At 64.8% G+C, this 23,979-nt stretch carries 22 protein-coding genes and 1 other RNA gene; 5 read left to right on the top strand and 18 right to left on the bottom strand.

Features of this window, described 5'->3' with window-relative positions; translation table 11 throughout:
- Window positions 1-21: 21 nt before the first annotated feature.
- Window positions 22-945, bottom strand: coding sequence for a histone deacetylase family protein (locus CFB50_RS05400; protein ID WP_089445172.1), 924 nt, complete (start codon window positions 943-945; stop codon window positions 22-24).
- Window positions 946-988: 43 nt separating this feature from the next.
- Between CFB50_RS05400 and mltB the strand changes: the two genes are divergently transcribed.
- Window positions 989-2,332 carry a lytic murein transglycosylase B gene (gene mltB, locus CFB50_RS05395; protein ID WP_089445171.1) on the top strand — a complete coding sequence of 448 codons (1,344 nt, stop codon included), beginning with the start codon at window positions 989-991 and terminating at the stop codon, window positions 2,330-2,332.
- A gap of 79 nt (window positions 2,333-2,411) precedes the next feature.
- On the opposite strand, the gene cysM is transcribed toward mltB, so the two are convergent.
- From cysM to gyrA, 16 genes are all read right to left on the bottom strand, one after another.
- Window positions 2,412-3,314, bottom strand: a complete 903-nt coding sequence (cysM, locus tag CFB50_RS05390) for a cysteine synthase CysM (protein WP_069247438.1) — start codon at window positions 3,312-3,314, stop codon at window positions 2,412-2,414.
- Window positions 3,315-3,525: 211 nt separating this feature from the next.
- Window positions 3,526-3,867, bottom strand: coding sequence for a ComEA family DNA-binding protein (locus tag CFB50_RS05385; protein ID WP_089445170.1), 342 nt, complete (start codon window positions 3,865-3,867; stop codon window positions 3,526-3,528).
- 74 nt (window positions 3,868-3,941) lie between these two features.
- A complete protein-coding gene (gene rfaD, locus CFB50_RS05380; protein ID WP_039343257.1) occupies window positions 3,942-4,934 on the bottom strand; it encodes an ADP-glyceromanno-heptose 6-epimerase in 993 nt (330 codons plus the stop codon).
- A gap of 63 nt (window positions 4,935-4,997) precedes the next feature.
- Window positions 4,998-5,948 carry a D-glycero-beta-D-manno-heptose-7-phosphate kinase gene (gene rfaE1 / locus CFB50_RS05375; RefSeq protein ID WP_011351339.1) on the bottom strand — a complete coding sequence of 317 codons (951 nt, stop codon included), beginning with the start codon at window positions 5,946-5,948 and terminating at the stop codon, window positions 4,998-5,000.
- Between the two features lie 7 nt (window positions 5,949-5,955).
- A complete protein-coding gene (locus CFB50_RS05370) occupies window positions 5,956-7,356 on the bottom strand; it encodes a UDP-glucose dehydrogenase family protein (RefSeq protein ID WP_089445169.1) in 1,401 nt (466 codons plus the stop codon).
- A gap of 90 nt (window positions 7,357-7,446) precedes the next feature.
- Window positions 7,447-8,619, bottom strand: a complete 1,173-nt coding sequence (lapB, locus tag CFB50_RS05365) for a lipopolysaccharide assembly protein LapB (protein ID WP_089445168.1) — start codon at window positions 8,617-8,619, stop codon at window positions 7,447-7,449.
- Window positions 8,620-8,672: 53 nt separating this feature from the next.
- Window positions 8,673-8,966 (bottom strand): lipopolysaccharide assembly protein LapA domain-containing protein, encoded by a 294-nt coding sequence (locus CFB50_RS05360; protein ID WP_069247432.1) that lies wholly within the window; start codon window positions 8,964-8,966, stop codon window positions 8,673-8,675.
- Between the two features lie 210 nt (window positions 8,967-9,176).
- On the bottom strand, window positions 9,177-9,500 hold the full coding sequence (locus CFB50_RS05355) for an integration host factor subunit beta (protein WP_006486894.1): 324 nt from the start codon (window positions 9,498-9,500) through the stop codon (window positions 9,177-9,179).
- A 22-nt stretch (window positions 9,501-9,522) separates the two neighbouring features.
- Window positions 9,523-11,235 carry a 30S ribosomal protein S1 gene (gene rpsA, locus CFB50_RS05350; protein ID WP_011544885.1) on the bottom strand — a complete coding sequence of 571 codons (1,713 nt, stop codon included), beginning with the start codon at window positions 11,233-11,235 and terminating at the stop codon, window positions 9,523-9,525.
- A 141-nt stretch (window positions 11,236-11,376) separates the two neighbouring features.
- Window positions 11,377-12,063 carry a (d)CMP kinase gene (gene cmk, locus CFB50_RS05345; RefSeq protein WP_039343267.1) on the bottom strand — a complete coding sequence of 229 codons (687 nt, stop codon included), beginning with the start codon at window positions 12,061-12,063 and terminating at the stop codon, window positions 11,377-11,379.
- Between the two features lie 13 nt (window positions 12,064-12,076).
- Window positions 12,077-13,381: a 3-phosphoshikimate 1-carboxyvinyltransferase gene (gene aroA / locus CFB50_RS05340; RefSeq protein WP_089445167.1), complete on the bottom strand. Its 1,305-nt coding sequence runs from the start codon at window positions 13,379-13,381 to the stop codon at window positions 12,077-12,079.
- Window positions 13,382-13,394: 13 nt separating this feature from the next.
- A complete protein-coding gene (locus CFB50_RS05335; protein WP_089445166.1) occupies window positions 13,395-14,321 on the bottom strand; it encodes a prephenate dehydrogenase/arogenate dehydrogenase family protein in 927 nt (308 codons plus the stop codon).
- A 186-nt stretch (window positions 14,322-14,507) separates the two neighbouring features.
- Window positions 14,508-15,590 carry a prephenate dehydratase gene (gene pheA, locus CFB50_RS05330; protein ID WP_069247429.1) on the bottom strand — a complete coding sequence of 361 codons (1,083 nt, stop codon included), beginning with the start codon at window positions 15,588-15,590 and terminating at the stop codon, window positions 14,508-14,510.
- Window positions 15,591-15,623: 33 nt separating this feature from the next.
- A complete protein-coding gene (gene serC / locus CFB50_RS05325) occupies window positions 15,624-16,706 on the bottom strand; it encodes a 3-phosphoserine/phosphohydroxythreonine transaminase (protein ID WP_089445165.1) in 1,083 nt (360 codons plus the stop codon).
- A 155-nt stretch (window positions 16,707-16,861) separates the two neighbouring features.
- Window positions 16,862-17,461 carry a DUF2059 domain-containing protein gene (locus tag CFB50_RS05320; protein ID WP_006486966.1) on the bottom strand — a complete coding sequence of 200 codons (600 nt, stop codon included), beginning with the start codon at window positions 17,459-17,461 and terminating at the stop codon, window positions 16,862-16,864.
- Between the two features lie 83 nt (window positions 17,462-17,544).
- Entirely contained in the window at window positions 17,545-20,148 is a 2,604-nt protein-coding gene (gene gyrA / locus CFB50_RS05315) for a DNA gyrase subunit A (protein ID WP_089445164.1), read from the bottom strand.
- Between the two features lie 539 nt (window positions 20,149-20,687).
- On the opposite strand from gyrA, the gene ompA reads away from it, so the two are divergent.
- From ompA to ssrA, 4 genes are all read left to right on the top strand, one after another.
- Window positions 20,688-21,359 carry an outer membrane protein OmpA gene (gene ompA, locus CFB50_RS05310; RefSeq protein WP_069247426.1) on the top strand — a complete coding sequence of 224 codons (672 nt, stop codon included), beginning with the start codon at window positions 20,688-20,690 and terminating at the stop codon, window positions 21,357-21,359.
- A 155-nt stretch (window positions 21,360-21,514) separates the two neighbouring features.
- Entirely contained in the window at window positions 21,515-22,213 is a 699-nt protein-coding gene (gene ubiG / locus CFB50_RS05305) for a bifunctional 2-polyprenyl-6-hydroxyphenol methylase/3-demethylubiquinol 3-O-methyltransferase UbiG (protein ID WP_069247425.1), read from the top strand.
- Between the two features lie 13 nt (window positions 22,214-22,226).
- A complete protein-coding gene (gph, locus tag CFB50_RS05300) occupies window positions 22,227-22,943 on the top strand; it encodes a phosphoglycolate phosphatase (protein ID WP_089445163.1) in 717 nt (238 codons plus the stop codon).
- 17 nt (window positions 22,944-22,960) lie between these two features.
- Window positions 22,961-23,330, top strand: a transfer-messenger RNA (tmRNA) gene (ssrA, locus tag CFB50_RS05295).
- Window positions 23,331-23,605: 275 nt separating this feature from the next.
- Here ssrA and CFB50_RS05290 read toward each other — a convergent pair.
- Window positions 23,606-23,959, bottom strand: a complete 354-nt coding sequence (locus tag CFB50_RS05290; RefSeq protein ID WP_089445162.1) for a DUF4148 domain-containing protein — start codon at window positions 23,957-23,959, stop codon at window positions 23,606-23,608.
- Window positions 23,960-23,979: the final 20 nt, after the last annotated feature.

Raw genomic sequence — 23,979 nt, 5'->3', positions numbered from 1 at the left:
GCACGGCCGGTCAATCGATCGTCAGATACCGGCCAGCACGCGCAGGTGCGCGACGACGCTGCGCCCGAGTGCGGACAGGTTGTAGCCGCCTTCGAGGCAGCTCACGATGCGGCCCTGCGCATGCCGGCGCGCCACGTCGACGATCTGCGCGGTCAGCCATTCGAAATCGGCCTCGACGAGGCCGAGGTTGCCGATATCGTCCTCGCGATGCGCATCGAACCCCGCCGACACGAACAGCATCTGCGGCTTGAACGCATCGAGGCGCGGCAGCCAGAACATGTCGACCGCCTCGCGGATCGCCATCCCGTTGCTGCGCGCGGGCATCGGCAGGTTGACCATGTTCGGCGCTTGGTGATCGACGCCCGAGAACGGGTACAGCGGATGCTGGAAGAAGCTGCACATCAGCACGCGCTCGTCATTCGCGAATGCGGCCTCCGTACCGTTGCCGTGATGCACGTCGAAATCGATGATCGCGACACGCTCCAGACCGTGTACGTCGAGCGCATGCCGCGCGGCGATCGCGACGTTGTTGAAGAAGCAGAAGCCCATCGCGCGCGCGGGCTCCGCATGGTGGCCGGGCGGTCGCACGCCGCAGAACGCATTCGCATAGCGGCCTTCGATCACCGCATCGGTCGCCGCGATCGCGGCTCCGGCCGCGCGCAGCGCCGCGCGCCACGTATCGCGGTTCATCAGCGTATCGGGATCGATCTCCACGTGGCCGTCGACCGGCGTCATGCTCCGGATGTAGTCGATGTGCGCCTGCGTATGCACCCGGCCCAGCGCCACCTCGCTCGCGAACGGCGCGGTTTCGTGCACGATCAGGTCGTCGATGCGGCTCGCGATCATCTGATCCTGGATCGCGGACAGGCGGGCCGGGCATTCCGGATGCCACTCCCCCATCTCGTGCAGCATGCAGTCGGGGTGCGTATAGAAAGCGGTTGCCATAAGCTGTCATCCGCAGCGCACGATGCGCCGCAGGTCTCCATCAATGATGTCCATCGTCTGCCGCGAATTCGCCGCTAACTTACCACAACGGGGGCCTGCCACGCCCCGGCGCGCCGGATCCGTCGGGTATACTGCGCCGAACCCAATCGCCTTGTCCGCCCGCTTCGACATGAATTCCAGCAAGCCTGCCGCCCTTCTCTCCGCGCTGTTCCGTGTTCGCGTGCCGCTCGTTGCGGCCGCTGTAGTCGCGGCCCTCGGCACCGCGCCTGCCGGCGCGCAGACGCAACCCGCGAAGTCCGCGGGCAAGCTCGTCGCACAGGCCCAGCCGCAGCAGCCGACGCCGCCAGGCCAGACCTTCGAAGAGGAAATTGTTCCGCAGCGTTACGCGAACAACGCGAAGGTCGATGCGTTCATCGACGAGATGGTAAGCCGCAACGGCTTCGACTCCGCGAGCCTGCATGCGCTGTTCTCGCGCGTCAGCTATTCGGCGACGGCCGTCAAGCTCGTGAAGCCGGCCCCGTCGCCGACGGTCAAGAACTGGCGCGTCTATCGCTCGCGCTTCATCGAGCCGATCCGCATCAACGCGGGCGTGAAATTCTGGAAGGCGAACCAGGCAACGCTGCAGCGCGCGTCCGAGCAGTTCGGCGTGCCGCCCGAGGTGATCGTCGGCATCATCGGCGTCGAGACGATCTACGGTCGCTACATGGGCAATTTCCGCGTGCTCGACGCGCTGACGACGCTCTCGTTCGACTATCCGGATACGCCGAATCGCGACAGCCGCCAGGCGACGTTCCGCAAGAACCTCGAGGATTTCCTGGTCTGGACGCGCGACAACCAGCTCGACCCGACCACCGTGCTCGGCTCGTATACGGGCGCGATCGGGATTCCTCAGTTCCTGCCGAGCAGCATCCGCGAATACGCGGTCGACTTCGACGGCACGGGCCATGTCGACCTGCGCAGCAGTCCTGCCGATGCGATCGGCAGCGTCGCGAACTACCTGAAGCAGCATGGCTGGGAAACCGACCGCCCGGTGGTCTGGCAGATCACGCCCGACACGGGCAGCCTGGGGATCGCCCAGGCCGCCGCCGACGGCCAGCCCGAACCGCACTGGGCGTTGTCGCAACTGCTGCGCGCGGGCATGACGCTGAACGAGCCGACCGTCAACATCACGACCGAAGGCGGTACCCCCGTGACGGTGGTCGACCTGCCGTCGCCGGGGCGTGCGACCGAGTACATGCTCGGTCTCAAGAATTTCTATGTGCTGACGCGCTACAACCGCAGCTTCTTCTACGCGCTCACCGTGTACCAGCTTGGCGAGGCGGTGAAGGCGCAGATGGAAGCGAGCGGCGCACTTCCGCCGGCCAGCGTCGACACCGAGTCGCAATAAGCACCAGCCGCTCAAAGAAAAAGCGCCGCACTAGCGGCGCTTTTTTTATCGCACGCGCACTGCGCGCACCTGCCTGCGTTCAGGCAGGAAACACGCCCGTGGACAGGTAGCGGTCGCCGCGATCGCAGATGATGAACACGATCGTCGCATTCTCGACCTGACGTGCGATGCGCATCGCGACTTCACATGCGCCGCCCGACGAAATGCCGGCGAAGATGCCTTCGACCGACGCGAGCCGGCGCGCCATCGTTTCCGCCGCGGCTTGGCTCACGCTCTCGACGCGGTCGACGCGGCTGCGATCGAAGATGGTCGGCATGTACGCTTCCGGCCACTTGCGGATGCCCGGAATGCGCGAACCGTCTTCCGGCTGTGCACCGACGATCTCGATCGCCGGATTCTGTTCCTTCAGATACTGCGACGTGCCCATGATCGTGCCCGTCGTGCCCATGGCCGACACGAAGTGCGTGATGCGCCCTTCGGTATCGCGCCAGATTTCCGGGCCCGTCGCTTCGTAGTGCGCAATCGGATTGTCGGGGTTCGCGAACTGATCGAGGATCACGCCCTTGCCTTCGCGCTGCATCTGGTCCGCGAGATCACGTGCCAGCTCCATCCCGCCCTTCACCGGCGTCAGGATGATTTCAGCGCCATAGGCGGCCATGCTCTGGCGGCGCTCGACCGACAGGTCCTCCGGCATGATCAGCACCATCTTGTAGCCGCGGATCGCCGCTGCCATCGCAAGTGCGATACCCGTGTTGCCGCTCGTCGCCTCGATCAGCGTATCGCCCGGCTTGATGCGCCCGCGCGCCTCGGCCTTGCTGATCATCGACAGTGCCGGACGATCCTTCACGGAACCAGCCGGATTGTTGCCTTCGAGCTTCGCGAGCACCACGTTGTTGCGCGCGCGAATTTCATCGTCCGGCAAGCGGACCAGTTGGACGAGCGGCGTATTGCCGATCGTGTCTTCGATAGTTTTGTAAGCCATGGATATACCGTGAGTACGAGGCCGATCAATCGATCGATTGTAAACCAGCACCGCTGCTCACGCCGGCAACCCCATTGCGACGATGGAATACGCGTGCCGTGCAACGCGCCGCCGCATACGCCGCGCCCACGCAAAAAACCCGCGGCATGCCGCGGGAAGCCGTCGCAACGACGGCGACTGAAGGAGCTCGTTGTCGGTCGCGCGCGACGCGTTACTTCTGTGCCGTGCGGGCAGGCGGTGCCGTGGGCTTGCCGAGCGGCTTGCCCGGTGCCGGCAGCGTGGCACCCGTGCCGGCCGCGCCTACCGTCAGGCCTTCCTGCTGAAGCCGCTCGACGGTATGGCCACCCATGCCTTTCACGCGCGATGCGAGATCTTCCGCGTTCTTGAACGGACCGCGTGCGCCGCGTTCGTCGAGGATCGCCTTCGCCCGTGCCGGGCCGATGCCCTTGATGCCGACGAGTGCATCCTCGTTCGCGGTGTTGACGTCAACGGCCGCCCAGGCCGACGCGATCGTGCCGAGCATTGCCGCTGCGGCCAACCATTTCCTGATCATGTGCTGGATCTCCGATGAAAAACGGCCGGCGGCTGCCGACCGTGAGACCCAGTCTATCGATTCAACGCTTCCGCTTAAACCTGGCCAGATAGCCAACGCACATAGCGGTCGACGCCTTCCTGCACGGTCAGGAACGGTGCGTCGTAACCGGCCGCGCGCAGCTTCGTCTGATCGGCCTGCGTGAAGCACTGGTACTTGCCGCGCAGTGCATCGGGGAACGGCACGTATTCGATCAGTCCTTGCTCGACCTGCTGCGCGAGCGTCAGCGGCGGCTGGTTGTCGAGCGCACGCAGCGTATTCACGACCGTCGACGCGATATCGTTGAACGGCTGCGCACGACCCGTGCCGAGGTTGAAGATACCCGACTTCTCCGGATGATCGAAGAAGAACAGGTTCACCTTCGTCACGTCCTCGACCGACACGAAGTCGCGCGTCTGCTCGCCCGGTGCATAGCCGTTGTACTCGCCGAACAGCTTCACCTTGCCTTCCGCACGGAACTGGTTGAAGTTGTGGAACGCAACCGACGCCATGCGCCCCTTGTGCGTCTCGCGCGGGCCGTACACGTTGAAATAGCGGAAGCCGGCGATCTGGCTCTTCGCGGTCGGCAGCACGCGACGGATCACCTGGTCGAACAGGAACTTCGAATAGCCGTAGATGTTCAGCGGCGCCTCGACCTCGCGCTCCTCGACGAAGCGCGTCGATCCGCCGTAGGTCGCGGCCGACGATGCGTACAGGAACTGCGTGCCCTGCGCGAGGCAGGCGTCGAGCACCGCGCGGCTGTAGCGGAAGTTGTTGTCCATCATGTAGCGGCCGTCGGTTTCCATCGTGTCCGAACAGGCGCCTTCGTGGAATATCGCGCGTACCTTGCCGAAATCGCCGCGTGCGAAACGTTCGACGAATTCCGTCTTGTCCAGATAGTCGTCGATCTCGCAATCGACGAGATTCCGGAACTTGTCCGCGCGCGTCAGGTTGTCGACCGCGATGATGCGCGTCTCGCCGCGCTCGTTGAGCGCCTTGACGATGTTCGCGCCGATAAAACCGGCTGCGCCGGTGACGATGAGGGTCATGATCGTCCTGCCTGAAAAGTGCGAGCCATGCGTGCGGCGCGCTCGTCGCGCCACCGCATGCGCTCAGTGAAACAGTTCGTCGTAATCCACCGTGGCCGTGCCGAGCTTGCCGACCACGATGCCTGCCGCGCGATTCGCGAGCACGACGGCGTCGACGAGCGGCACGCCCGCGCCGAGCATCGTCGCGACCGTTGCAATCACGGTATCGCCCGCGCCCGACACGTCGAACACCTCGCGCGCGAGCGCCGGTGCGTGCAGTTCGCCGGTGGCGGAAAACAGCGTCATCCCTTCTTCCGAACGCGTGAGCAGCAGCGCGTCGATGCCGAGTTCCGCGCGCAGCTTCGCGACGCGCGCGCGCAGATCGTCTTCCGACTTCCACTGCCCGACCACTTCGCGCAATTCAGCGCGATTCGGCGTGATCAGCGACGCGCCGCGATAGCGTGCCCAGTCGTCGCCCTTCGGGTCGACGAGGACGGACTTGCCGGCCGCACGCGCCTTCTCGATCATCGTCGTGACGTGCGTCAGCCCGCCTTTCGCGTAATCCGACATCAGCACGACGTCGTGCTGCGGCAGCAGCGCATCGAAGCGCGCGAGCCCCGCGAGCAACACCTCGTGCGTCGGCATGGCCTCGAAGTCCACGCGCAGCAGTTGCTGCTGGCGCGCGAGCACGCGCAGCTTGATCGTGGTCGGCAGCGCCGGGTCGCGCTCGAGATGCGGCGTCACGCCGCTGCTGCCGAGCAGCTCGACGATCCGCTCGCCGGGTTCGTCGCAACCGACGACGCACAGCAACCCGGCCTGGCCGCCGAGCGTCACGGCGTTGCGTGCGACGTTGGCCGCACCGCCGAGGCGCTCTTCCTGACGCTGCACGTGCACGACCGGCACCGGCGCTTCAGGCGAAATGCGATCGACGTTGCCGAACCAGTAACGGTCGAGCATCACGTCGCCGACGACAAGCACGCGCGAGCGCGCAAGCTGCTCGCGCGGCACCGGAACGACTTCGCGGAGAGTATTCATCGTGTGGTCAGCCACGGGTGGACGACTGGGGATCGACATACGGCCGGCCGATCGCGTAGTAGTCGATGCCGAGTTCGGCCATCGCATCCGGCTCATAGAGGTTGCGACCGTCGAAGATCACCGGCGCCTTCAGTTCGGCCTTCAGGCGCGTGAAGTCGGGGCTCCGGAACTCCTTCCACTCGGTCACGATCACGAGCGCGTCTGCGCCCGTCACGGCGATGTCCTGCGTCTCGACGAGATGCAGCCGGGCCAGCGCGTCCGGATCGGTGCCGAAATCGAGCGCAAACACGCGCCGCGCCTCGTCGACCGCGACCGGATCGTACGCACGCACGGTCGCGCCGCGTTCGAGCAGCGCGGCGATCAGGCGGCGGCTCGGCGCCTCGCGCATGTCGTCGGTGTTCGGCTTGAACGCCAGGCCCCAGACCGCGAACTCGCGGCCGGTCAGGTCGGCGCCGAAGCGCTGCTCGATCTTGCTGATCAGCACGTCCTTCTGCGCAGAGTTGGCCGCCTCGACGGCCTCCAGGATGCGCAGCGGCTGGCCGTTCTCGCCGGCCGTGCGAATCAGCGCCTGGACGTCCTTCGGGAAGCACGAGCCGCCATAGCCGACGCCGGCGTACAGGAAGTGATAGCCGATGCGCGGATCGGAGCCGATCCCGCGGCGCACGGCCTCGATGTCGGCGCCGACCTTGTCGGCCAGATTCGACATCTCGTTCATGAACGAGATACGCGTCGCGAGCATCGCGTTCGCCGCATATTTCGCGAATTCGGCCGAACGCACGTCCATGTAGATGGTTCGCTCGTGGTTGCGATTGAACGGCGCGTAAAGCTTCTTCATCTTCTCGCGCGCGATCGTGCCCGTCTCGTCGTCGTCGACGCCGATGATGATCCGGTCCGGACGCATGAAGTCTTCGACCGCAGCGCCTTCCTTCAGGAACTCCGGGTTCGACACGACCGAGAAGCGATGCGCGACGCTGCCTGCCAGACCGCGGGCGGCAAGCGCCTCGTCGACCACGCCGCGCACGCGCTGCGCGGTGCCGACCGGCACCGTCGACTTGTCGACGATCACCTTGAAGCCCGTCATGTGGCGGCCGATGTTGCGTGCTGCTTCGAGCACGTACTGCAGGTCGGCCGAGCCGTCCTCGTCGGGGGGCGTGCCGACGGCGATGAACTGGATCTCGCCGTGCGCGACGCTCGCCGCGATATCGGTCGAGAAGCGCAGGCGCCCCGCCGCGCGATTGCGCGCGATGATGTCCAGCAGCCCCGGTTCGTGAATCGGCATCCCGCCGTTGTTCAGGATGTCGATCTTGCGCTGATCGACGTCGAGACAGAAGACGTCGTGACCGATCTCCGCGAGGCAGGCGCCCGTGACGAGACCGACATAGCCGGTGCCGATGATGGTGATTTTCATAGATGTTCCGGTACTTCCCGGTAATTGACTAACTTGGCCGCCGGGACGAGCCCGGCGGCAACCGCAGCGCGTTGGCTCCGCGTGCCGGGATCAGCCCGGCATCGCAGGTTCGACGCGGCGCGGCGCATAGGTTTCCCAGCCGCTGCATCCAGGGCACTGCCAATAGAAGAGCCGTGCCCGGAAACCGCAATTCTGGCACGTATACCGTGGCAGATTCTTCGTGCGCTGCTTGATCAGCGCACGCATCATTTCAAGTTCCTTACGACGCGGTTCGTCGGCCGCGGCGATTTGCGCATCGAGCAGATGCAGCATCCCCGACAGGTTCGGTGACTTCTCCATCTGCGTGCGCGCGAGCGTGTGCGCCGCATCCTGGCCGCGCAACCCCGCGATGTGCTGGTACGCGATGTCGAGCAGGTCGTTCGACGGATAGCGGTCGATATACCCCATCAGCAGCTCGGCGCCCTCGGCATGCTTGCCGAGCGCGACATACGCCTTCATCAGCTTGTCGGCGACGAGCGGCAGATACGCCGGATTCTGCGCCTCGACGCGCTTCCAGTGCTCGATCGCGGCCGCGTGGTTGCCCTCGGCTTCCGCCGCGTCGCCGGACAGCACCGTCGCGCGGACGTTCTGCGGGTTCACGGTCAGCGCAAGGCGCAGCTGTTCGGCGGCCGCTGCCGCGTTCTTGCGCTGCAGCGCATCCTGTGCGAGTTCGCAGTGGAACTGGGCAATTTCGACGCCGAGCGGCTTGTCGCTCATCGACTCGATGCGCTTCGCCGTATCGATCGACTTGTTCCAGTCCTTCTCGATCTCGTAGATCGTCAGCAGCGCCCGCTGCGCGCCAAGCGCGTAATCGCCGTCGGCGAGCTTGTGAAACGCTTCCTCGGCACGATCGAGCAGCCCGGCCTTCAGGAAATCCTGGCCGAGCTCGTACAGCGCGTGGTCGCGCTCGTTGACCGGCAGGTCCGTGCGGCTCAGCAGGTTCTGGTGCACGCGGATCGCGCGATCGGTCTCGCCCCGGCGGCGAAACAGGTTGCCGAGCGCGAAGTGCAGCTCGACCGTCTCGGGATCGAGCTTGGCGACCTCGATGAACGCGTCGATCGCCTTGTCAGGTTGTTCGTTCAACAGAAAATTCAGGCCGCGAAAATACGATCGCGGCAGGTTGGCACTCTCCGACAGGAGATTCTTCAGGTCATAGCGTGACGCCGCCCAACCGAGCGCGAACGCGACCGGAATCGCGAGCAACCACCAGAAATCCAGATCCATGCGAAATATCGAAGCAGAGACGAAAACCGCGCGATGATCGCGCGGCGTCCGTGTTAAATGACGGGCGGCATCGGCGGCTGGTCGATGACGGCCGGCGTTTCGCGCGCCGCACGCAGATCGCGCTTCAGACGCCCGTTCTCGAGACGCAGGCGGAAGATCGAAGGCAGCGCGGACAGCAGGCCGGCCAGCAGCCCCACGCCGAAGAACGCCAGGCCGATCAGGATCAGCGGCGCTTGCCATGAATAGCCGGCAAGGAAATTCAGCGTCGCGGTTTGCGTATTGGCCAGCGCGAGCACCAGCAGCAGGACAAACACCAATACCCGGATCAGCCAGACGATAAACTTCATGAAGCCCTCTCTTTGTTGAGGTTTGCCGCGGCGCGCGACTCCCCTTCGTCGCGCCGAATCGACCCGTATTGTAAAGGATGCGTTTCCGCGGCTGCGCAGATCCTGCGTGCCGCCGTTGCGCGACGATCGCCGGAAATGAAAAAAGCGCCCGCAAGGGGCGCTTTTCTTTTCAGCCTTCGCCGGATGGGTTCCGGGCAAACCGGATGACGCTTAACGCTCGTCGTCCGGATCATCAGCCTTCAGCGGTTCACCGGCGCGGCCGTCGACGCGTTCACGCAATTCCTTGCCAGGCTTGAAGTGCGGCACGAACTTCTCGGGCACCTGCACTTTCTCCCCTGACTTCGGGTTGCGTCCGACGCGCGCCGGGCGACGGTTGAGGCCAAAGCTGCCGAAACCCCGAATTTCAATGCGATGCCCTTTCGCCAGGGCGTCAGACATCGCATCGAGCATCGTTTTCACCGCGAAATCCGCATCCTTGAGGACAAGTTGCGGAAATCGCGATGCCAGCTGCGCGACCAACTCGGATTTGGTCATACTTCAGCAGACCTCGTGAGGCTTACTGGTTCTGGCCGTCGAGCTTCGCCTTCAGCAGCGCGCCGAGGTTGGTCGTACCGGTCGCAGCAGCGCTCGAGTCCGACTGCAGGCCGCGGATCGCTTCCTGTTGTTCAGCCGAATCCTTCGCCTTGATCGACAGGTTGATGCCACGCGACTTGCGATCGATGTTGATCACCATCGCGTTGACCTTGTCGCCTTCCTTCAGCACGTTGCGTGCGTCTTCGACGCGATCCTGCGAGATTTCCGACGCGCGCAGGTAGCCTTCGATGTCACCCGTCAGCGTAACGACCGCACCCTTCGCATCGACCGTCTTCACGACGCCGTCGACGATCGAGCCCTTGTCGTTCATTGCAACGTAGTTGCTGAACGGGTCGCCTTCGAGCTGCTTGATGCCCAGCGAAATACGTTCCTTCTCGACGTCGATACCGAGCACGATTGCTTCGACTTCGTCGCCCTTCTTGTACTTGCGAACAGCTTCTTCGCCAGCTTCGCTCCACGACAGGTCCGACAGGTGGACCAGGCCGTCGATGCCGCCCGGCAGACCGATGAACACGCCGAAGTCGGTGATCGACTTGATTGCGCCCGTGATCTTGTCGCCCTTCTTGAAGTTGCGGCTGAAGTCATCCCACGGATTCGGCTTGCACTGCTTCATGCCGAGGCTGATACGACGACGGTCTTCGTCGATCTCGAGGACCATGACTTCGACTTCGTCGCCCAGCTGGACAACCTTCGACGGAGCAACGTTCTTGTTGGTCCAGTCCATTTCCGACACGTGGACGAGGCCTTCGATGCCCGATTCCACTTCGACGAATGCGCCGTAGTCGGTGATGTTCGTGACCTTGCCGAACAGGCGCGTGCCCGACGGGTAACGGCGCGAGATGCCTTCCCACGGATCGTCGCCCAGTTGCTTGATGCCCAGCGAGACGCGGTTCTTCTCTTGGTCGAACTTGAGGATCTTCGCGGTGACTTCCTGGCCAACCGACAGGACTTCGCTCGGGTGACGCACACGACGCCATGCGATGTCGGTGATGTGCAGCAGGCCGTCGATGCCGCCGAGGTCGACGAACGCGCCGTAGTCGGTGATGTTCTTGACCACGCCGTTGACGATCGCGCCTTCCTTCAGCGTCTCGAGCAGCTTCGCGCGCTCTTCGCCTTGCGTTGCTTCGATCACTGCACGACGCGACAGCACGACGTTGTTACGCTTGCGATCGAGCTTGATCACGCGGAACTCGAGCGTCTTGCCTTCGTACGGGGTCGTGTCCTTGACCGGACGCGTGTCGACCAGCGAACCCGGCAGGAACGCGCGGATACCGTTGACCATCACGGTCATGCCGCCCTTCACCTTGCCGGTGATCGTGCCGGTGACGAGCTCGTTGTTGTCGAGCGCCTTTTCCAGCGACAGCCACGATGCAAGGCGCTTCGCCTTGTCGCGCGACAGGATCGTGTCGCCGTAGCCGTTTTCGAGTGCGTCGATCGCGACGGACACGAAATCGCCCGACTGCACCTCAACCTCGCCCTGATCGTTCAGGAATTCCTCGATCGGAATGTAAGCCTCGGACTTCAGGCCTGCATTGACGACCACGAAGTTGTGGTCGACGCGCACGACTTCGGCGGAAATCACTTCGCCGGCGCGCATGTCTTGGCGGGTCAGCGACTCTTCGAACAGAGCCGCGAAAGATTCAGTATTCGGGGTAGAGGTTTGCAGGTCGGACATAAAAATCTGATTGTGCATGGATCGCTGTGCCACGCCGGCCGGAATGGCAGGCTGAAAGGGCCAGATCGATGTCCACACGGGGTTAAGGGTTCGAAACACGCTCCGCCGTTACGCGCGGAGCACCTACCGCTGCCCGCCTTCTCAGGCGGGCTGGCCGAGCGCCCGGTACCACTGCAGCACCTGGTCGACCGCTTCATCGACCGAAAGCGCCGACGTATCGAGCAGCTTGGCATCTGCTGCAGGCTTCAGCGGCGCGGCCGCGCGATTGCTGTCGCGCGCGTCACGTTCACGTAGATCCCGGAGCAAGTCATCTATATTAGCAGAAAAACCTTTTTGCATCAATTGCTTATGCCGTCTGGTCGCGCGTGCCTCGGCGCTGGCCGTCAGGAACACCTTCAGCACGGCGTCCGGGAAGATCACGGTACCCATGTCGCGCCCGTCCGCAACGAGGCCCGGCGTCTTGCGGAACGCGCGCTGGCGCGCGACGAGCGCGGTGCGCACCGGCCCGTGCACGGCAATCGCCGACGCGCGGTTGCCGACCGCTTCGGCGCGGATGTCGTTCGACACATCGACGCCGTCGAGCTGTGCGCAGCCTTCGCGGAACGTGATGTGGAGATCGTCGATCAGCTTCACCAGCGCGTCGATGTCCTCGGCCTCGATGCCGTAGCGCACGCTCGCGAGCGCGGCGAGCCGGTACAACGCGCCGCTATCGAGCAGGTGGAAGCCAAGATGCGCGGCGACGAGCGCGGCGACGGTGCCCTTGCCGGAAGCAGTCGGGCCGTCGATCGTGATGACGGGAGTCGGGTGAAAGGGTCGGGTCGATTTCATCAGAACAGTGGGGTCAGGCTTTGGCGAGCGCAGCGAAGCGGTCGAAATAGTCGGGGAACGTCTTGCCGACGCACTTCGGATCGTTGATCCGCACGGGCACGCCGCCCAGGCTGACGAGCGAGAAGCACATCGCCATCCGGTGATCGTCGTACGTGTCGATCGCCGCGTTCGGCGTGAGCTTTTCCGGCGGCGTGACGACGAGGTAGTCCGGGCCTTCCTCGACGATCGCACCGACCTTGCGCAACTCGGTCGCCATCGCGGCGATGCGGTCGGTTTCCTTCACGCGCCAGCTCGCGATGTTGCGCAGCGTGCTCGTGCCGTTCGCGAACAGCGCCGCGACCGCGATGGTCATCGCCGCATCGGGAATCAGGTTGAAGTCCATGTCGATCGGCTCGAGCTTGCCGTGGTCGTGGCCGATGCCGCGCACGTCGATCCAGTCGTCGCCCATCGTCACGTTCGCGCCCATCTGCATCAGCGCGCTCGCGAAGCCGACATCGCCCTGGATGCTCGCGCGCCCCACGCCTTCGACGCGCAGCGGGCCGCCGCCGAGCGCGCCGGCCGCGAGGAAGTACGAAGCGGACGACGCATCGCCCTCGACCATGATCCGCCCCGGCGAGCGGTAGCGGACGCCGGCCGGCACGACGAAGCGCTGCCAGCCGTCGCGCTCGACGGTCACGCCGAAGCGCTCCATCAGCCGGATCGTGATGTCGATGTACGGCTTCGAGATCAGCTCGCCATCGACCTCGACGACGATCTTGCCGTCCTTCGCCTTCACGAGCGGCAGCGTCATCAGCAACGCCGTGAGGAACTGGCTCGACACGTCGCCGCGCACGCGGATCGGCGCATCGACGGAAATGTTCGCGGGCTTGATCCGCAGCGGCGGGTAGCCTTCGTTCAGTTCGTAGTCGATCTGCGCGCCGATTTGCCTCAGACCGTCGACGAGATCGCCGATCGGCCGCTCGTGCATGCGCGGCACGCCGTGCACGCGATAGTCGCCGCCGTTCACCGCGAGCGCGGCGGTCAGCGGCCGCACGGCCGTGCCCGCATTGCCGAGGAACAAGTCGGCCGTCTTCGCGGTGAATGCGCCGCGCGTGCCCATCACGACGCAGGTGTCGCCATCGCGCCTGAGCTTCACACCGAGCGTGCCGAGTGCGTCGAGCATCACGCGCGTGTCGTCGGAGTCGAGCAGGTTGGTGATCGTCGTTTCGCCTTCGGCAAGCGCCGCGAGCAACAGCACGCGGTTCGAAATGCTCTTCGAGCCGGGCAGGCGCACGGTGCCCGATGCACTGGAGTACGGGCCGAGATCGAGATAGTCCATGGGAATCGTCCTGTTATTTCTTGACCGGTTCGGCAGCGGGCGTACCACCGCGCTCCTGCCATGCCTTGCGCGCCGCGCGCGAACGCGTGAACACCGCTTCGAGCGCCGCGCCGTCGCCGGCGTCGATCGCTGCGCGCAGCCGCGTGAGCACACGTGTGTAGCCATCGAGCTCGTCGAGCAGCGCCGCGCGGTTCGCGACACATACGTCGCGCCACATCTCCGGGCTCGACGCCGCGATGCGCGTGAAATCACGGAAGCCGCCCGCCGCGTACGAGAATTTCAGTTCCGCGTCCGCTTCGCCGAGGATCTGCTCGACGAGCGCGAACGACAGCACGTGCGGCAGATGGCTGATCGACGCAAACACGCGATCGTGCTGCTCCGTGCTCATCGTGCGCACGTCGGCGCCGGTCGCGCGCCACATCGCGTCGATCCGGGCGACCGATTCAGGTGCGTTTTCCGGCAGCGGGCACAGCACGACGTTACGGCCGACGTACAGATCCGGCAACGCGGCCTCGACGCCGCTCGACTCGCGACCGGCGATCGGGTGCCCCGGCACGAACTGTGCGATCCGCGCGCCGAGCGCTTCGCGCGCGGCCGCGACGACATCGGACTTGGTGCTGCCCGCATCGGTGACGATCGTCGCCGCTTCAAGCCACGGCGCGATGCGCGCGAGCAACGGGCCCGTTTGTGCGACGGGCGCGGCCAGCAGCACCAGATCGGCGCCCGCCAGTGCGTCGCGCAATTGCGCGTCGTCGTCGAGCGCCGCCGCGCGGTCGATCACGCCGAGTGCGAGCGCACGCTCGACCGAAGTACGTGAACGGCCCACGCCGACAACCTCGCCCGCGCCGCCCGGCGCGCGCTCGCGCAGCGCGCGGGCCAGCGATCCGCCGATCAGGCCGACGCCGAAGATGACCAGTTTGTTGAATGCAAAGCCTGACACGACAAGAGCCAAGTTACGCGCGCAGGACGACGCCCCGCACGCGGAATTCCAGATTCCGGGCAACGGGCCCGCATCCGGCGCAACCTGCGCCGGGTGCCGCCCGAACCCGCCTTCGGCAGCGCCGATCGGCCTGCCCTGCCCGCCGGGCCCCCACGCCTGCGTGAACAGGCGACGGGCCGCCACGCCTCAGCGTGCGCGCGGATACGAACCGAGTATCTTCAGGAACGCGGCCTTCTGGCCGAGTTCCGCGAGCGCGGCCGCAACCGACGCATCGTCCCGATGCCCTTCGATGTCGATGTAGAAGTAGTACTCCCACGTGCCGACGCGCGCCGGACGCGACTCGAAGCGCGTCATCGACACGCCGTGCCGCGCGAGCGGCTCGAGCAGCTTGAACACGGCGCCCGGTTCGTTCTTCACCGACACGATCAGCGACGTCTGGTCGTGACCGCTCTGCCCGGCCGGCTGCTTGCCGATGATGACGAAGCGCGTACGGTTGTGCGGATCGTCCTGGATCAACGAGAACGCGATCTGCAAGCCGTAGTGTGCGGCCGCGCGGTCGCCCGCGATCGCCGCGACGGTCGGATCGGCCGCCGCGAGACGCGCAGCCTCCGCGTTGCTCGCCACCGCCTGCCGCTCGAGCTGCGGCGCATTCGCCGCGAGCCACTGCTGGCATTGCGCAAGCGCCTGCGCGTGTGCGCAGACGCGCTTCACGCCGTCGAGCGTGCCGCTCTGCGTCAGCAGGTTGTGATGGATCGGCAGCGCGAGTTCGCCGCTGATCAGCAGTTGCGTCTGCAGCAGCAGGTCGAGCGTGCGCGACACGGCGCCTTCGGTCGAATTTTCGACCGGCGCGATACCGAACGCGGACGCGCCGGCCTCGACCGAGCGGAACACCTCGTCGATCGACGGGCACGGCAGCCCTTCGATCGACTGGCCGAAATACTCGAGCATCGCCTGCTCGCTATACGTGCCGACCGGGCCGAGGAACGCGACGTGGATCGTCTGCTCGAGCGCGCGGCTCGCGGCCATGATCTCGCGCCAGATGGCGCTGATGTGCTCGCTCGCGAGCGGCCCCGCGCTCATGTCCTGCAGCCGGGCGATCACTTGCAGCTCGCGCTCGGGCCGGAACACCGGCGCGTTAAAATGCTTCTTGACCTCGCCCACCTCCAGCGCCACCGCGGCGCGCTGGTTCAGGAGCGCGATCAGCTGCGCGTCGATCGCGTCGATGCGGTCGCGCAGCGGTTTCAGGCGGGAATTCAGTTCGTCGTCCATGCGTTTTGCCGTGCTGTTTGAGCAGCGCCGCCGTCAGGCGCCGCGCTGCTCGAAGTCCTTCATGTACTCGACGAGCGCCTTCACGCCCTCGAGCGGCACCGCGTTGTAGATCGACGCCCGCATGCCGCCGACGGACTTGTGGCCCTTCAGCTGCAGCAGCCCGCGCGCCTTTGCGCCGGCAAGGAAGTCTTCGTTGCGCGTTTCGTCAGCCAGGAAAAACGGCACGTTCATCCGCGAACGTGCTGCCGGCTCGACCTTGTTCAGATAGAAACTGCTCGCATCGATCGTGTCGTAGAGCAGCTTCGCTTTTTCGATATTGCGGGCCTCGATCGCTTCGAGGCCACCCTGCCGCTTCAGCCACTGGAACACCAGGCCCGCGATATAGATCGCGTAGGTGGGCGGCGTGTTGTACAGCGAGTTGTTCGCGGCGATGGTCTTCCATTCGAACGCGGACGGGCAGATCGACAGCGCGCGGTCGAGCAGATCCTCGCGCACGATCACGAGCGTCACGCCGGCCATCCCGATGTTCTTCTGCGCGCCGCCGAACAGCACGCCGTACTTCGCGACGTCCATCGGACGCGACAGGATGTGCGACGAGACATCCGCGACCAGCGGGATGTCGCCGAGATCGGGAATCTCGAACGTCTCGACGCCGTCGATCGTCTCGTTGGTACACAGATGCACGTAGGCCGGATCGTCCGACAGCTGCCATTCGGCGCGCGCGGGCGCACGCGTGAAGCCGTCTTCCGTCTTGCCGGTTGCGGCGAGATGCGGCGTGCCGTATTTCTTCGCTTCGCTGAACGACTTCTGCGACCACGAGCCCGTGACGACGAAGTCGGCCGTCTTGCGCGACCCGAGCAGGTTCATCGGCACGATCGCGTTTTCCGCGATACCGCCGCCCTGCAGGAACAGGATCCGGTGACTGGCCGGCACGCCGAGCAAGTCGCGCAGGTCGGTCAGCGCGGCCTCGTGGATCGACATGAATTCCTTGCCGCGATGGCTCATCTCCATCACGCTCATGCCGCTGCCATGCCACTCGAGCATTTCGTCGGCCGCTTGCCGCAGCACTTCCTCGGGCATCGCCGCAGGGCCGGCGGAGAAATTAAAGACGCGCATCGTGAAAACCTCGGAGGGACGCGACCGGCTCGCCGCCGGCAGAACGCGCCAGAAAAGAAATGGCCGCTTGCGCTCGCGCGCAAACGGCCATTATCGCACTGTCGTCAGGCTCCCGCCAAACCCGGCCGAACGGCCGGGGGCGTGCCCGGACGGCTTTACTTGCCCGGCTTGACTGCTGCGACTTCCTTGTCAGCCTGCGTGCGCGTTGCCTGGATAGCTTGCGGCATGTACTTCTGCATCAGGCCGTTGACCACGTCGCGACCGACCTGATCCTGAACCTGGATGAACTTGCGGCCCGTCGGGCTCTTGTAGAACGTCGTCAGATCCTTGATCTCCGACGTGCTGTAGTACTTCGCGTAGGCGTCGTACTGAGCCGACATCGCGTCGCTCTGGAACTGCTGCGTGCCGAACACCTTGCCTGCGCCGTCAACCAGCTTCGGCACCGCGTTCTTCTGCAGCGTCGGAACGGCAGCCTGCTTCTGCTTGTCGTTCAGCGTCTTGTTTTCCGACAGCGCGTCCGACAGGATCGCCGGGACGAGTTGCTTGGCCTGCATTTCGGCGCTGTTGCCGATTGCCGACACGAGCTTCGGCGCGTCGATCGCGTCGAGCAGATCCTTGATCGCTGCCTTCTTGTCGGCGTCGATCGGCGCAGCTGCCGCCGGAGCTGCCGGTGCGGAATTCGACAGCGCTTGCGCCATCGCGAACGTCGGCACCAGTGCAGCCAGCAGAACCAGTTGCTTGAATTGCTTTTGCATCATCACTCCCTTTTGGAAATATGAATGGTTGCTCGCCGGCCGCGGCGCTTCGCGCCCGCGGCGGCCAGAGTCTCATCCGTTCTTCAGGCTTCGCCGTCCGACGCCTCGTCGGCTTCGCCCTCTCCCTCTTCGGCCTCCGCGATCTGCTGCAGGCCAGAGAGCTTGGTACCCTCATCGAGACTGATGAGTGTAACACCTTGCGTGGCGCGCCCCATTTCGCGTATCTCGGAAACACGGGTGCGAATCAACACGCCGGCCGTCGTGATCAGCATGATCTGATCCTCGGCGTCGACGAGCGTCGCAGCCACGACCTTGCCGTTACGCTCGGACGTCTGGATCGCAATCATACCCTTCGTGCCGCGGCCGTGACGCGTGTACTCGGTGATCGGCGTGCGCTTGCCGTAGCCGTTTTCGGTGGCGGTGAGCACCGTCTGCTCCTCGCTGCCGGCGACCAGCATCGCGATGACCTGCTGCCCGTCCTCGAGCTGCATGCCGCGCACGCCGCGCGCCTCGCGACCCATCGGACGCACGTCGTTCTCGTCGAAACGCACGGCCTTGCCGGAGTCCGAGAACAGCATCACGTCGTGCGCGCCGTCGGTGATCGACGCGCCGATCAGGTAGTCGCCTTCGTCGAGGCCGACCGCGATGATGCCCTTCTTCATCGGACGGCTGAATGCCTCGAGCGGCGTCTTCTTCACGGTGCCGAGCGACGTTGCCATGAAGATGAACTTGTCGGCCGAGAATTCCTTGACCGGCAGCACGACGTTGATCTTCTCGCCTTCCTGCAGCGGGAACATGTTGACGATCGGGCGGCCGCGCGAGTTGCGCGAGCCCTGCGGCACTTCATAGACCTTGACCCAGTACACGCGGCCGCGGTTCGAGAAGCACAGGATGTAATCGTGCGTGTTCGCGATGAACAGCGTCTCGATCCAGTCGTCTTCCTTCATCTGCGTCGCCTGCTTGCCGCGACCGCCGCGCTTCTGCGCACGGTACTCGGACAGCGGCTGCGACTTCACGTAGCCCGCATGCGACATCGTGACAACCATGTCCTGCGGCGTGATCAGGTCTTCGGTGTTCAGCTCGGTCGCGTTCAGCTCGATCTTCGAGCGGCGCGCGTCGCCGAACTCGGCCTTCACCGAGGTCAGCTCCTCGCCGATCATCGTCGTGATCCGCTCGGGGCGCGCGAGGATGTCCAGCAGGTCGGCGATCTGGGCCATCACTTCGCGGTACTCGCCGATGATCTTGTCCTGCTCGAGGCCGGTCAGGCGCTGCAGACGCATCTGCAGGATTTCCTGGGCCTGCGTGTCGGACAGGCGGTACAGCCCGTCGGCCTGCATGCCGAACGCCGGGTTCAGGCCTTCCGGGCGGTACGCGGAGCGGCCGCCGGCCGCCGCGTTCTCGCTCTCGGCACGCGTGAGCATCTCGCGCACGAGCGATGAATCCCACGGCTTCGCCATCAACTCCGCCTTCGCGATCGGCGGCGTCGGCGCGGCCTTGATGATCGCGATGAACTCGTCGATGTTCGCGAGCGCGACCGCGAGACCTTCGAGCACGTGGCCGCGTTCGCGAGCCTTGCGCAGTTCGTAGATCGTGCGGCGCGTCAGCACTTCGCGTCGATGCGACAGGAAGCACTGCAGGATTTCCTTCAGGTTCAGCAGCTTCGGCTGGCCGTCGACGAGCGCGACCATGTTCATGCCGAACGTGTCCTGGAGCTGCGTCGCCTTGTACAGGTTGTTCAGCACCACTTCCGGCACTTCACCGCGCTTGAGCTCGATCACGACGCGCATGCCGCTCTTGTCGGACTCGTCGCGGATGTCGGAGATGCCTTCGAGCTTCTTCTCGTTGACGAGTTCGGCGATCCGCTCGAGCAGCGAGCGCTTGTTCACCTGGTACGGCAGCTCGTCGACGATGATCGCCATCCGCTGGCCGCGGTCGATCTCCTCGAAGTGCGTGGCCGCACGCATCACGACGCGGCCGCGCCCGGTGCGATAGCCGTCGCGCACGCCGGCGACGCCGTAGATGATGCCGGCCGTCGGGAAATCCGGCGCCGGGATGATCTCGATCAGCTCGTCGATCGTCGCTTCCGGATTGGCCAGCAGGTGCTGGCACGCGTCGACGACTTCGTTCAGGTTGTGCGGGGGGATGTTGGTCGCCATGCCGACCGCAATACCCGACGAGCCGTTGATCAGCAGGTTCGGGATGCGCGACGGCAGGACCGACGGCTGCATTTCGTTGCCGTCGTAGTTCGGCTCGAAGTCGACCGTTTCCTTGTCGATGTCCGCGAGCAGCTCGTGACCGATCTTCGCCATGCGAATTTCGGTGTAACGCATCGCCGCGGCATTGTCGCCGTCGATCGAGCCGAAGTTGCCCTGCCCGTCGATCAGCATGTAGCGCAGCGAGAAGTCCTGCGCCATCCGCACGATGGTGTCGTAGACCGCGGTGTCACCGTGAGGGTGGTACTTACCGATCACGTCACCGACGATACGCGCCGACTTCTTGTACGCGCGGTTCCAGTCGTTGTTCAGTTCGTGCATCGCGAACAACACGCGCCGGTGCACGGGTTTCAGGCCATCGCGGACATCCGGGAGGGCACGTCCGACGATCACGCTCATCGCGTAATCGAGATACGAACGGCGCATTTCCTCTTCTAGGGAGGTGGGCAGGGTCTCTTTGGCGAATTGATCCATGTATCCGTATCGTTTCGGAGCGAAGACGGCGAACGCCTTTCGCGTGGGCGCTGCATGCGCAACGCAACGCGAGATTCTAACATGCGCCCATCAGCCGCCAATTCGCCCCCTCTATATATGAATAGCAAAAATCGCGGCGTCAGCGAATCGGCCGCAATTGCACCTCGCAATCGCACCCGACTCGGCATCACAGACGATTGCCGCGTCACGTGTTTCTCGCGCACGAGTAAACAACTGCATTCATCGGCGCAATTTCGCCGCCACACTCTTGACAATCTCTAAAAGTTACGGCAGGTCAGTGTTGCGCATGCACCACAAAGTTGAAGCGATCTTGGGGTGGGGAGGATTTTTTTTCGTAGGAAGGGAACGATATGGCAAAATGCCAACGCACTGAAAGTTAGACGCTGCTCGAAGTCTACACAGAGGCGGCGCCGCGTTTTTTGTGCCGCACCAATGTTATACTTCGAGCAATGTATGACTTGTCACCGTCAACAGGCTCGCAGTAAACCTGCGGTAATCTCAATTTCGAGAGGAGAAATATGAATAAACTTTCAAAGCTCGCGTTCATTGCAGCTACCGCAGTTATGGCTGCATCCGCTTCGGCACAGTCGGTGCCGGCGTCGCGCCAAGCCGTCAATGACAACTGGGTCAACGGCACGGGCGAATGGGTGTGGATGAACGGTACGAACGAGCTCTGCTGGCGCGATGCGTTCTGGACGCCGGCCACCGCCAACGCGAAGTGCGATGGCGCACTGGTCGCCCAGGCACCGGCACCGGCACCGGTCGCTCCGGCCGCTCCGGCAATCACGAGCCAGAAGATCACGTATCAAGCTGACGCACTGTTCGACTTCGACAAGGCAACGCTCAAGCCGCTGGGCAAGCAAAAGCTGGACGAACTGTCGTCGAAGATCCAGGGCATGAACACGGAAGTGGTCGTCGCAACGGGCTACACGGACCGCATCGGTTCGGACAAGTACAACGACCGTCTGTCGCTGCGCCGTGCGCAAGCCGTGAAGTCGTACCTGGTCAGCAAGGGTGTGCCGGCCAACAAGATCTACACGGAAGGCAAGGGCAAGCGCAACCCGGTTACGACGGGCTGCAACCAGAAGAACCGCAAGCAACTCATCGCCTGCCTCGCACCGGACCGCCGCGTGGAAGTCGAAGTGGTCGGTACGCAAGAAGTCCAGAAGACGACCGTTCCGGCAAACTAAGCCGCGGTTTTCGACTGCTTCAAAGCCCCGCTCCGGCGGGGCTTTTTCATTGACGCCCGTCCAGGCGCTCGCCGCTTCGCCGCTCGTCCGCTTCCTTATATACTCGGGGCTGACGAATCGCAGCACCGCCCTCCTCCCGTAGCCCGTTTGCCGACATGACCAACGCCGATCCGCACGAACTCCAGAAATTCAGCGACCTCGCCCATCGGTGGTGGGATCCGAATGCCGAATTCAAGCCGCTGCACGACCTGAACCCGGTCCGGCTCGGCTGGATCGATGCGCATGCGCACCTCGCCGGCAAGCGCGCACTCGACGTCGGCTGCGGCGGCGGCATCCTGTCCGAATCGATGGCCGGACTCGGCGCGCAGGTGAAAGGCATCGACCTGTCGACCGAAGCACTCGGCGTCGCCGACCTGCACAGTCTCGAAAGCGGCATCTCAGTCGATTACGAGGCCATCGCTGCCGAAGCGATCGCCGCGCGCGAACCGGGCACCTATGATGTCGTCACGTGCATGGAAATGCTCGAGCACGTGCCGTCGCCCGGCGATATCGTCGCCGCTTGCGCGACGCTCGTGAAGCCGGGTGGCTGGGTGTTCTTCTCGACGCTGAACCGCAACCTGAAGGCATACCTGTTCGCCGTGATCGGCGCGGAGTACATCGCTCAAATGCTGCCGAAGGGCACGCACGACTACGCGCGCTTCATCCGTCCGTCGGAACTGGCCGGCTTCGTGCGGGCAACGGATCTGCACATCGTGGAGATCAAGGGCATCACGTATCACCCGATCGGCAAGCGCTTCGCGCTGTCGAACGACGCCGACATCAACTACCTCGTCGCGTGCCGTCGCGGCGCGTGACCTTCCAACCGGCATGACGACTCCCCTCTCGACCGCGCGGGCTGCCCTCGACGAACCGCGCCTGCTGCACTGCGATGCCGTGCTGTTCGACCTGGACGGCACGCTCGCCGACACGGCGCCCGATCTCGCGGCTGCCGTCAACAAGATGCAACGCGTGCGCGACCTGCCCGAAACACCACTCGACGTGCTGCGGCCTCTGGCCTCGGCCGGCGCACGCGGCCTGCTCGGCGGCGCGTTCGGCATCGATCCGCACACGCCCGGCTACGAAGCGATGCGCGACGAATTCCTGGCCAACTACGCGACGGATCTGTGCGTGCATACGACGCTGTTCCCGGGCATCGGCGACGTGCTCGACGAACTCGACGCGCGCGGCGTGCGCTGGGGCATCGTCACGAACAAGGCAATGCGGCTCACGGCGCCGCTCGTCGACCTGCTCGGCCTCGCGCGGCGCGCCGCCTGCGTCGTCGGGGGCGACACAACGCCGCACCCGAAGCCTCACCCGGCCCCGCTGCTGCATGCGGCCGACCAGCTGACGCTCGCGCCTTCGCGCATCGTCTACGTCGGCGACGACCTGCGCGACATTCAGGCCGGCAGCGCCGCCGGCATGGCGACGGTCGCGGCGGCGTATGGCTATTGTGGTGATGGCGCCGCGCCGGCCGACTGGCAAGCGCAGCATCTCGTCGACACGACGCTGCAACTGCGCGAACTGCTGCGCGATGTTGGGCTATAATGATTGATCTTATCCGCGGGGGCGACCTGGTTTCGACAGGGGTTGTGAAGCGGCTAGGGCATGTCGAGGACCCGTCACCTCGTTAATCAATGGGAAAATCGTAACTGCAAACGACGATACGTTCGCACTGGCAGCCTAACGGCCGCCGTCCTCTGCCTAGTTCACTGACGGGCTAGTGTCGCAAGACCGGTAGCAATACCGCCAGAGGTCATTTACGTCAGTTAAGCCCTGTCGGCGTCGCGACGCCAGGGTCGAAAACCTAGCGAATCGCCGTAGTGCAGCGTGTTCGTCCGCGTCGCTGCGGTTAAATCAAATGACTGAACTAAACATGTAGAACTAGTCGTGGAGCGCTTCTGGACGCGGGTTCGATTCCCGCCGCCTCCACCAAATTCCGCGCTCGCCGCACGAACCCCGCATGACGCAAGTCTGCGGGGTTTTTTGTTGCCGGCGAAACGCATGCGCCCCTCTCCTGCCGAAAAAGCGCCCAGCCACGGGTGGGCCGGGCGGAATGCCGCCGGACGTCCGGCGACAGGAGGTGACGGATGTGCTGCCGCGCCTGCGCAATCATCGATCGCGCCAGGCAGCGGCCAGCCCGGGTGCGGCGGCGCCGGGCGCGACGTGTCGTCGCACCCGGCATTCACGCACACCGGGCAATACGCGGCTTAGCTGCCGCGATACAGCGACTTCATTTCTTCAGCGGTGGCCGGGCGCACGCCCATTGCGCGCGAACCCGATGCCGACGCGCCCTTCGCCTGCGCACCGTAACCGCTAGCGTCGGCGCCTTGCGCTTGCGCCAGCGCAGCGCGCTGCTGCTCTGCAACACGCGCCGTTGCAGCCTGGATCGCTTCCGGGTAATGCGGATCTTCGCCGCGAGCGGTGTTGTAACCTGCCTGCTGCAACTGGACCAGTTCGGCGCGAACCTGTGCGCGGGTGATCGTCGAGCCCGACTGGGCGAACGACACGACCGGGGCAACGAGAGCGGCAGCAACGACAACGGCTTGAACGAGCGACTTCATGATGACCTACCTCCAGATTT

Source organism: Burkholderia sp. AU33423, from assembly GCF_002223135.1.
Taxonomy (GTDB): Bacteria; Pseudomonadota; Gammaproteobacteria; order Burkholderiales; family Burkholderiaceae; genus Burkholderia; species Burkholderia lata_D.
This window is presented reverse-complemented; position numbering and strand designations above follow the sequence as displayed.

Excerpts from the sequence above, each read along its gene's own strand:
- CFB50_RS05400 (WP_089445172.1), bottom strand. The coding sequence starts at position 945 with ATGGCAACCGCTTTCTATACGCACCCCGACTGCATGCTGCACGAGATG.
- mltB (WP_089445171.1), top strand. The coding sequence starts at position 989 with ATGATGTCCATCGTCTGCCGCGAATTCGCCGCTAACTTACCACAACGG.
- cysM (WP_069247438.1), bottom strand. The coding sequence starts at position 3,314 with ATGGCTTACAAAACTATCGAAGACACGATCGGCAATACGCCGCTCGTC.
- CFB50_RS05385 (WP_089445170.1), bottom strand. The coding sequence starts at position 3,867 with ATGATCAGGAAATGGTTGGCCGCAGCGGCAATGCTCGGCACGATCGCG.
- rfaD (WP_039343257.1), bottom strand. The coding sequence starts at position 4,934 with ATGACCCTCATCGTCACCGGCGCAGCCGGTTTTATCGGCGCGAACATC.
- rfaE1 (WP_011351339.1), bottom strand. The coding sequence starts at position 5,948 with ATGAATACTCTCCGCGAAGTCGTTCCGGTGCCGCGCGAGCAGCTTGCG.
- CFB50_RS05370 (WP_089445169.1), bottom strand. The coding sequence starts at position 7,356 with ATGAAAATCACCATCATCGGCACCGGCTATGTCGGTCTCGTCACGGGC.
- lapB (WP_089445168.1), bottom strand. The coding sequence starts at position 8,619 with ATGGATCTGGATTTCTGGTGGTTGCTCGCGATTCCGGTCGCGTTCGCG.
- CFB50_RS05360 (WP_069247432.1), bottom strand. The coding sequence starts at position 8,966 with ATGAAGTTTATCGTCTGGCTGATCCGGGTATTGGTGTTTGTCCTGCTG.
- CFB50_RS05355 (WP_006486894.1), bottom strand. The coding sequence starts at position 9,500 with ATGACCAAATCCGAGTTGGTCGCGCAGCTGGCATCGCGATTTCCGCAA.
- rpsA (WP_011544885.1), bottom strand. The coding sequence starts at position 11,235 with ATGTCCGACCTGCAAACCTCTACCCCGAATACTGAATCTTTCGCGGCT.
- cmk (WP_039343267.1), bottom strand. The coding sequence starts at position 12,063 with ATGAAATCGACCCGACCCTTTCACCCGACTCCCGTCATCACGATCGAC.
- aroA (WP_089445167.1), bottom strand. The coding sequence starts at position 13,381 with ATGGACTATCTCGATCTCGGCCCGTACTCCAGTGCATCGGGCACCGTG.
- pheA (WP_069247429.1), bottom strand. The coding sequence starts at position 15,590 with ATGGACGACGAACTGAATTCCCGCCTGAAACCGCTGCGCGACCGCATC.
- serC (WP_089445165.1), bottom strand. The coding sequence starts at position 16,706 with ATGCGCGTCTTTAATTTCTCCGCCGGCCCTGCGGCGATGCCCGAGGAA.
- CFB50_RS05320 (WP_006486966.1), bottom strand. The coding sequence starts at position 17,461 with ATGCAAAAGCAATTCAAGCAACTGGTTCTGCTGGCTGCACTGGTGCCG.
- gyrA (WP_089445164.1), bottom strand. The coding sequence starts at position 20,148 with ATGGATCAATTCGCCAAAGAGACCCTGCCCACCTCCCTAGAAGAGGAA.
- ompA (WP_069247426.1), top strand. The coding sequence starts at position 20,688 with ATGAATAAACTTTCAAAGCTCGCGTTCATTGCAGCTACCGCAGTTATG.
- ubiG (WP_069247425.1), top strand. The coding sequence starts at position 21,515 with ATGACCAACGCCGATCCGCACGAACTCCAGAAATTCAGCGACCTCGCC.
- gph (WP_089445163.1), top strand. The coding sequence starts at position 22,227 with ATGACGACTCCCCTCTCGACCGCGCGGGCTGCCCTCGACGAACCGCGC.
- CFB50_RS05290 (WP_089445162.1), bottom strand. The coding sequence starts at position 23,959 with ATGAAGTCGCTCGTTCAAGCCGTTGTCGTTGCTGCCGCTCTCGTTGCC.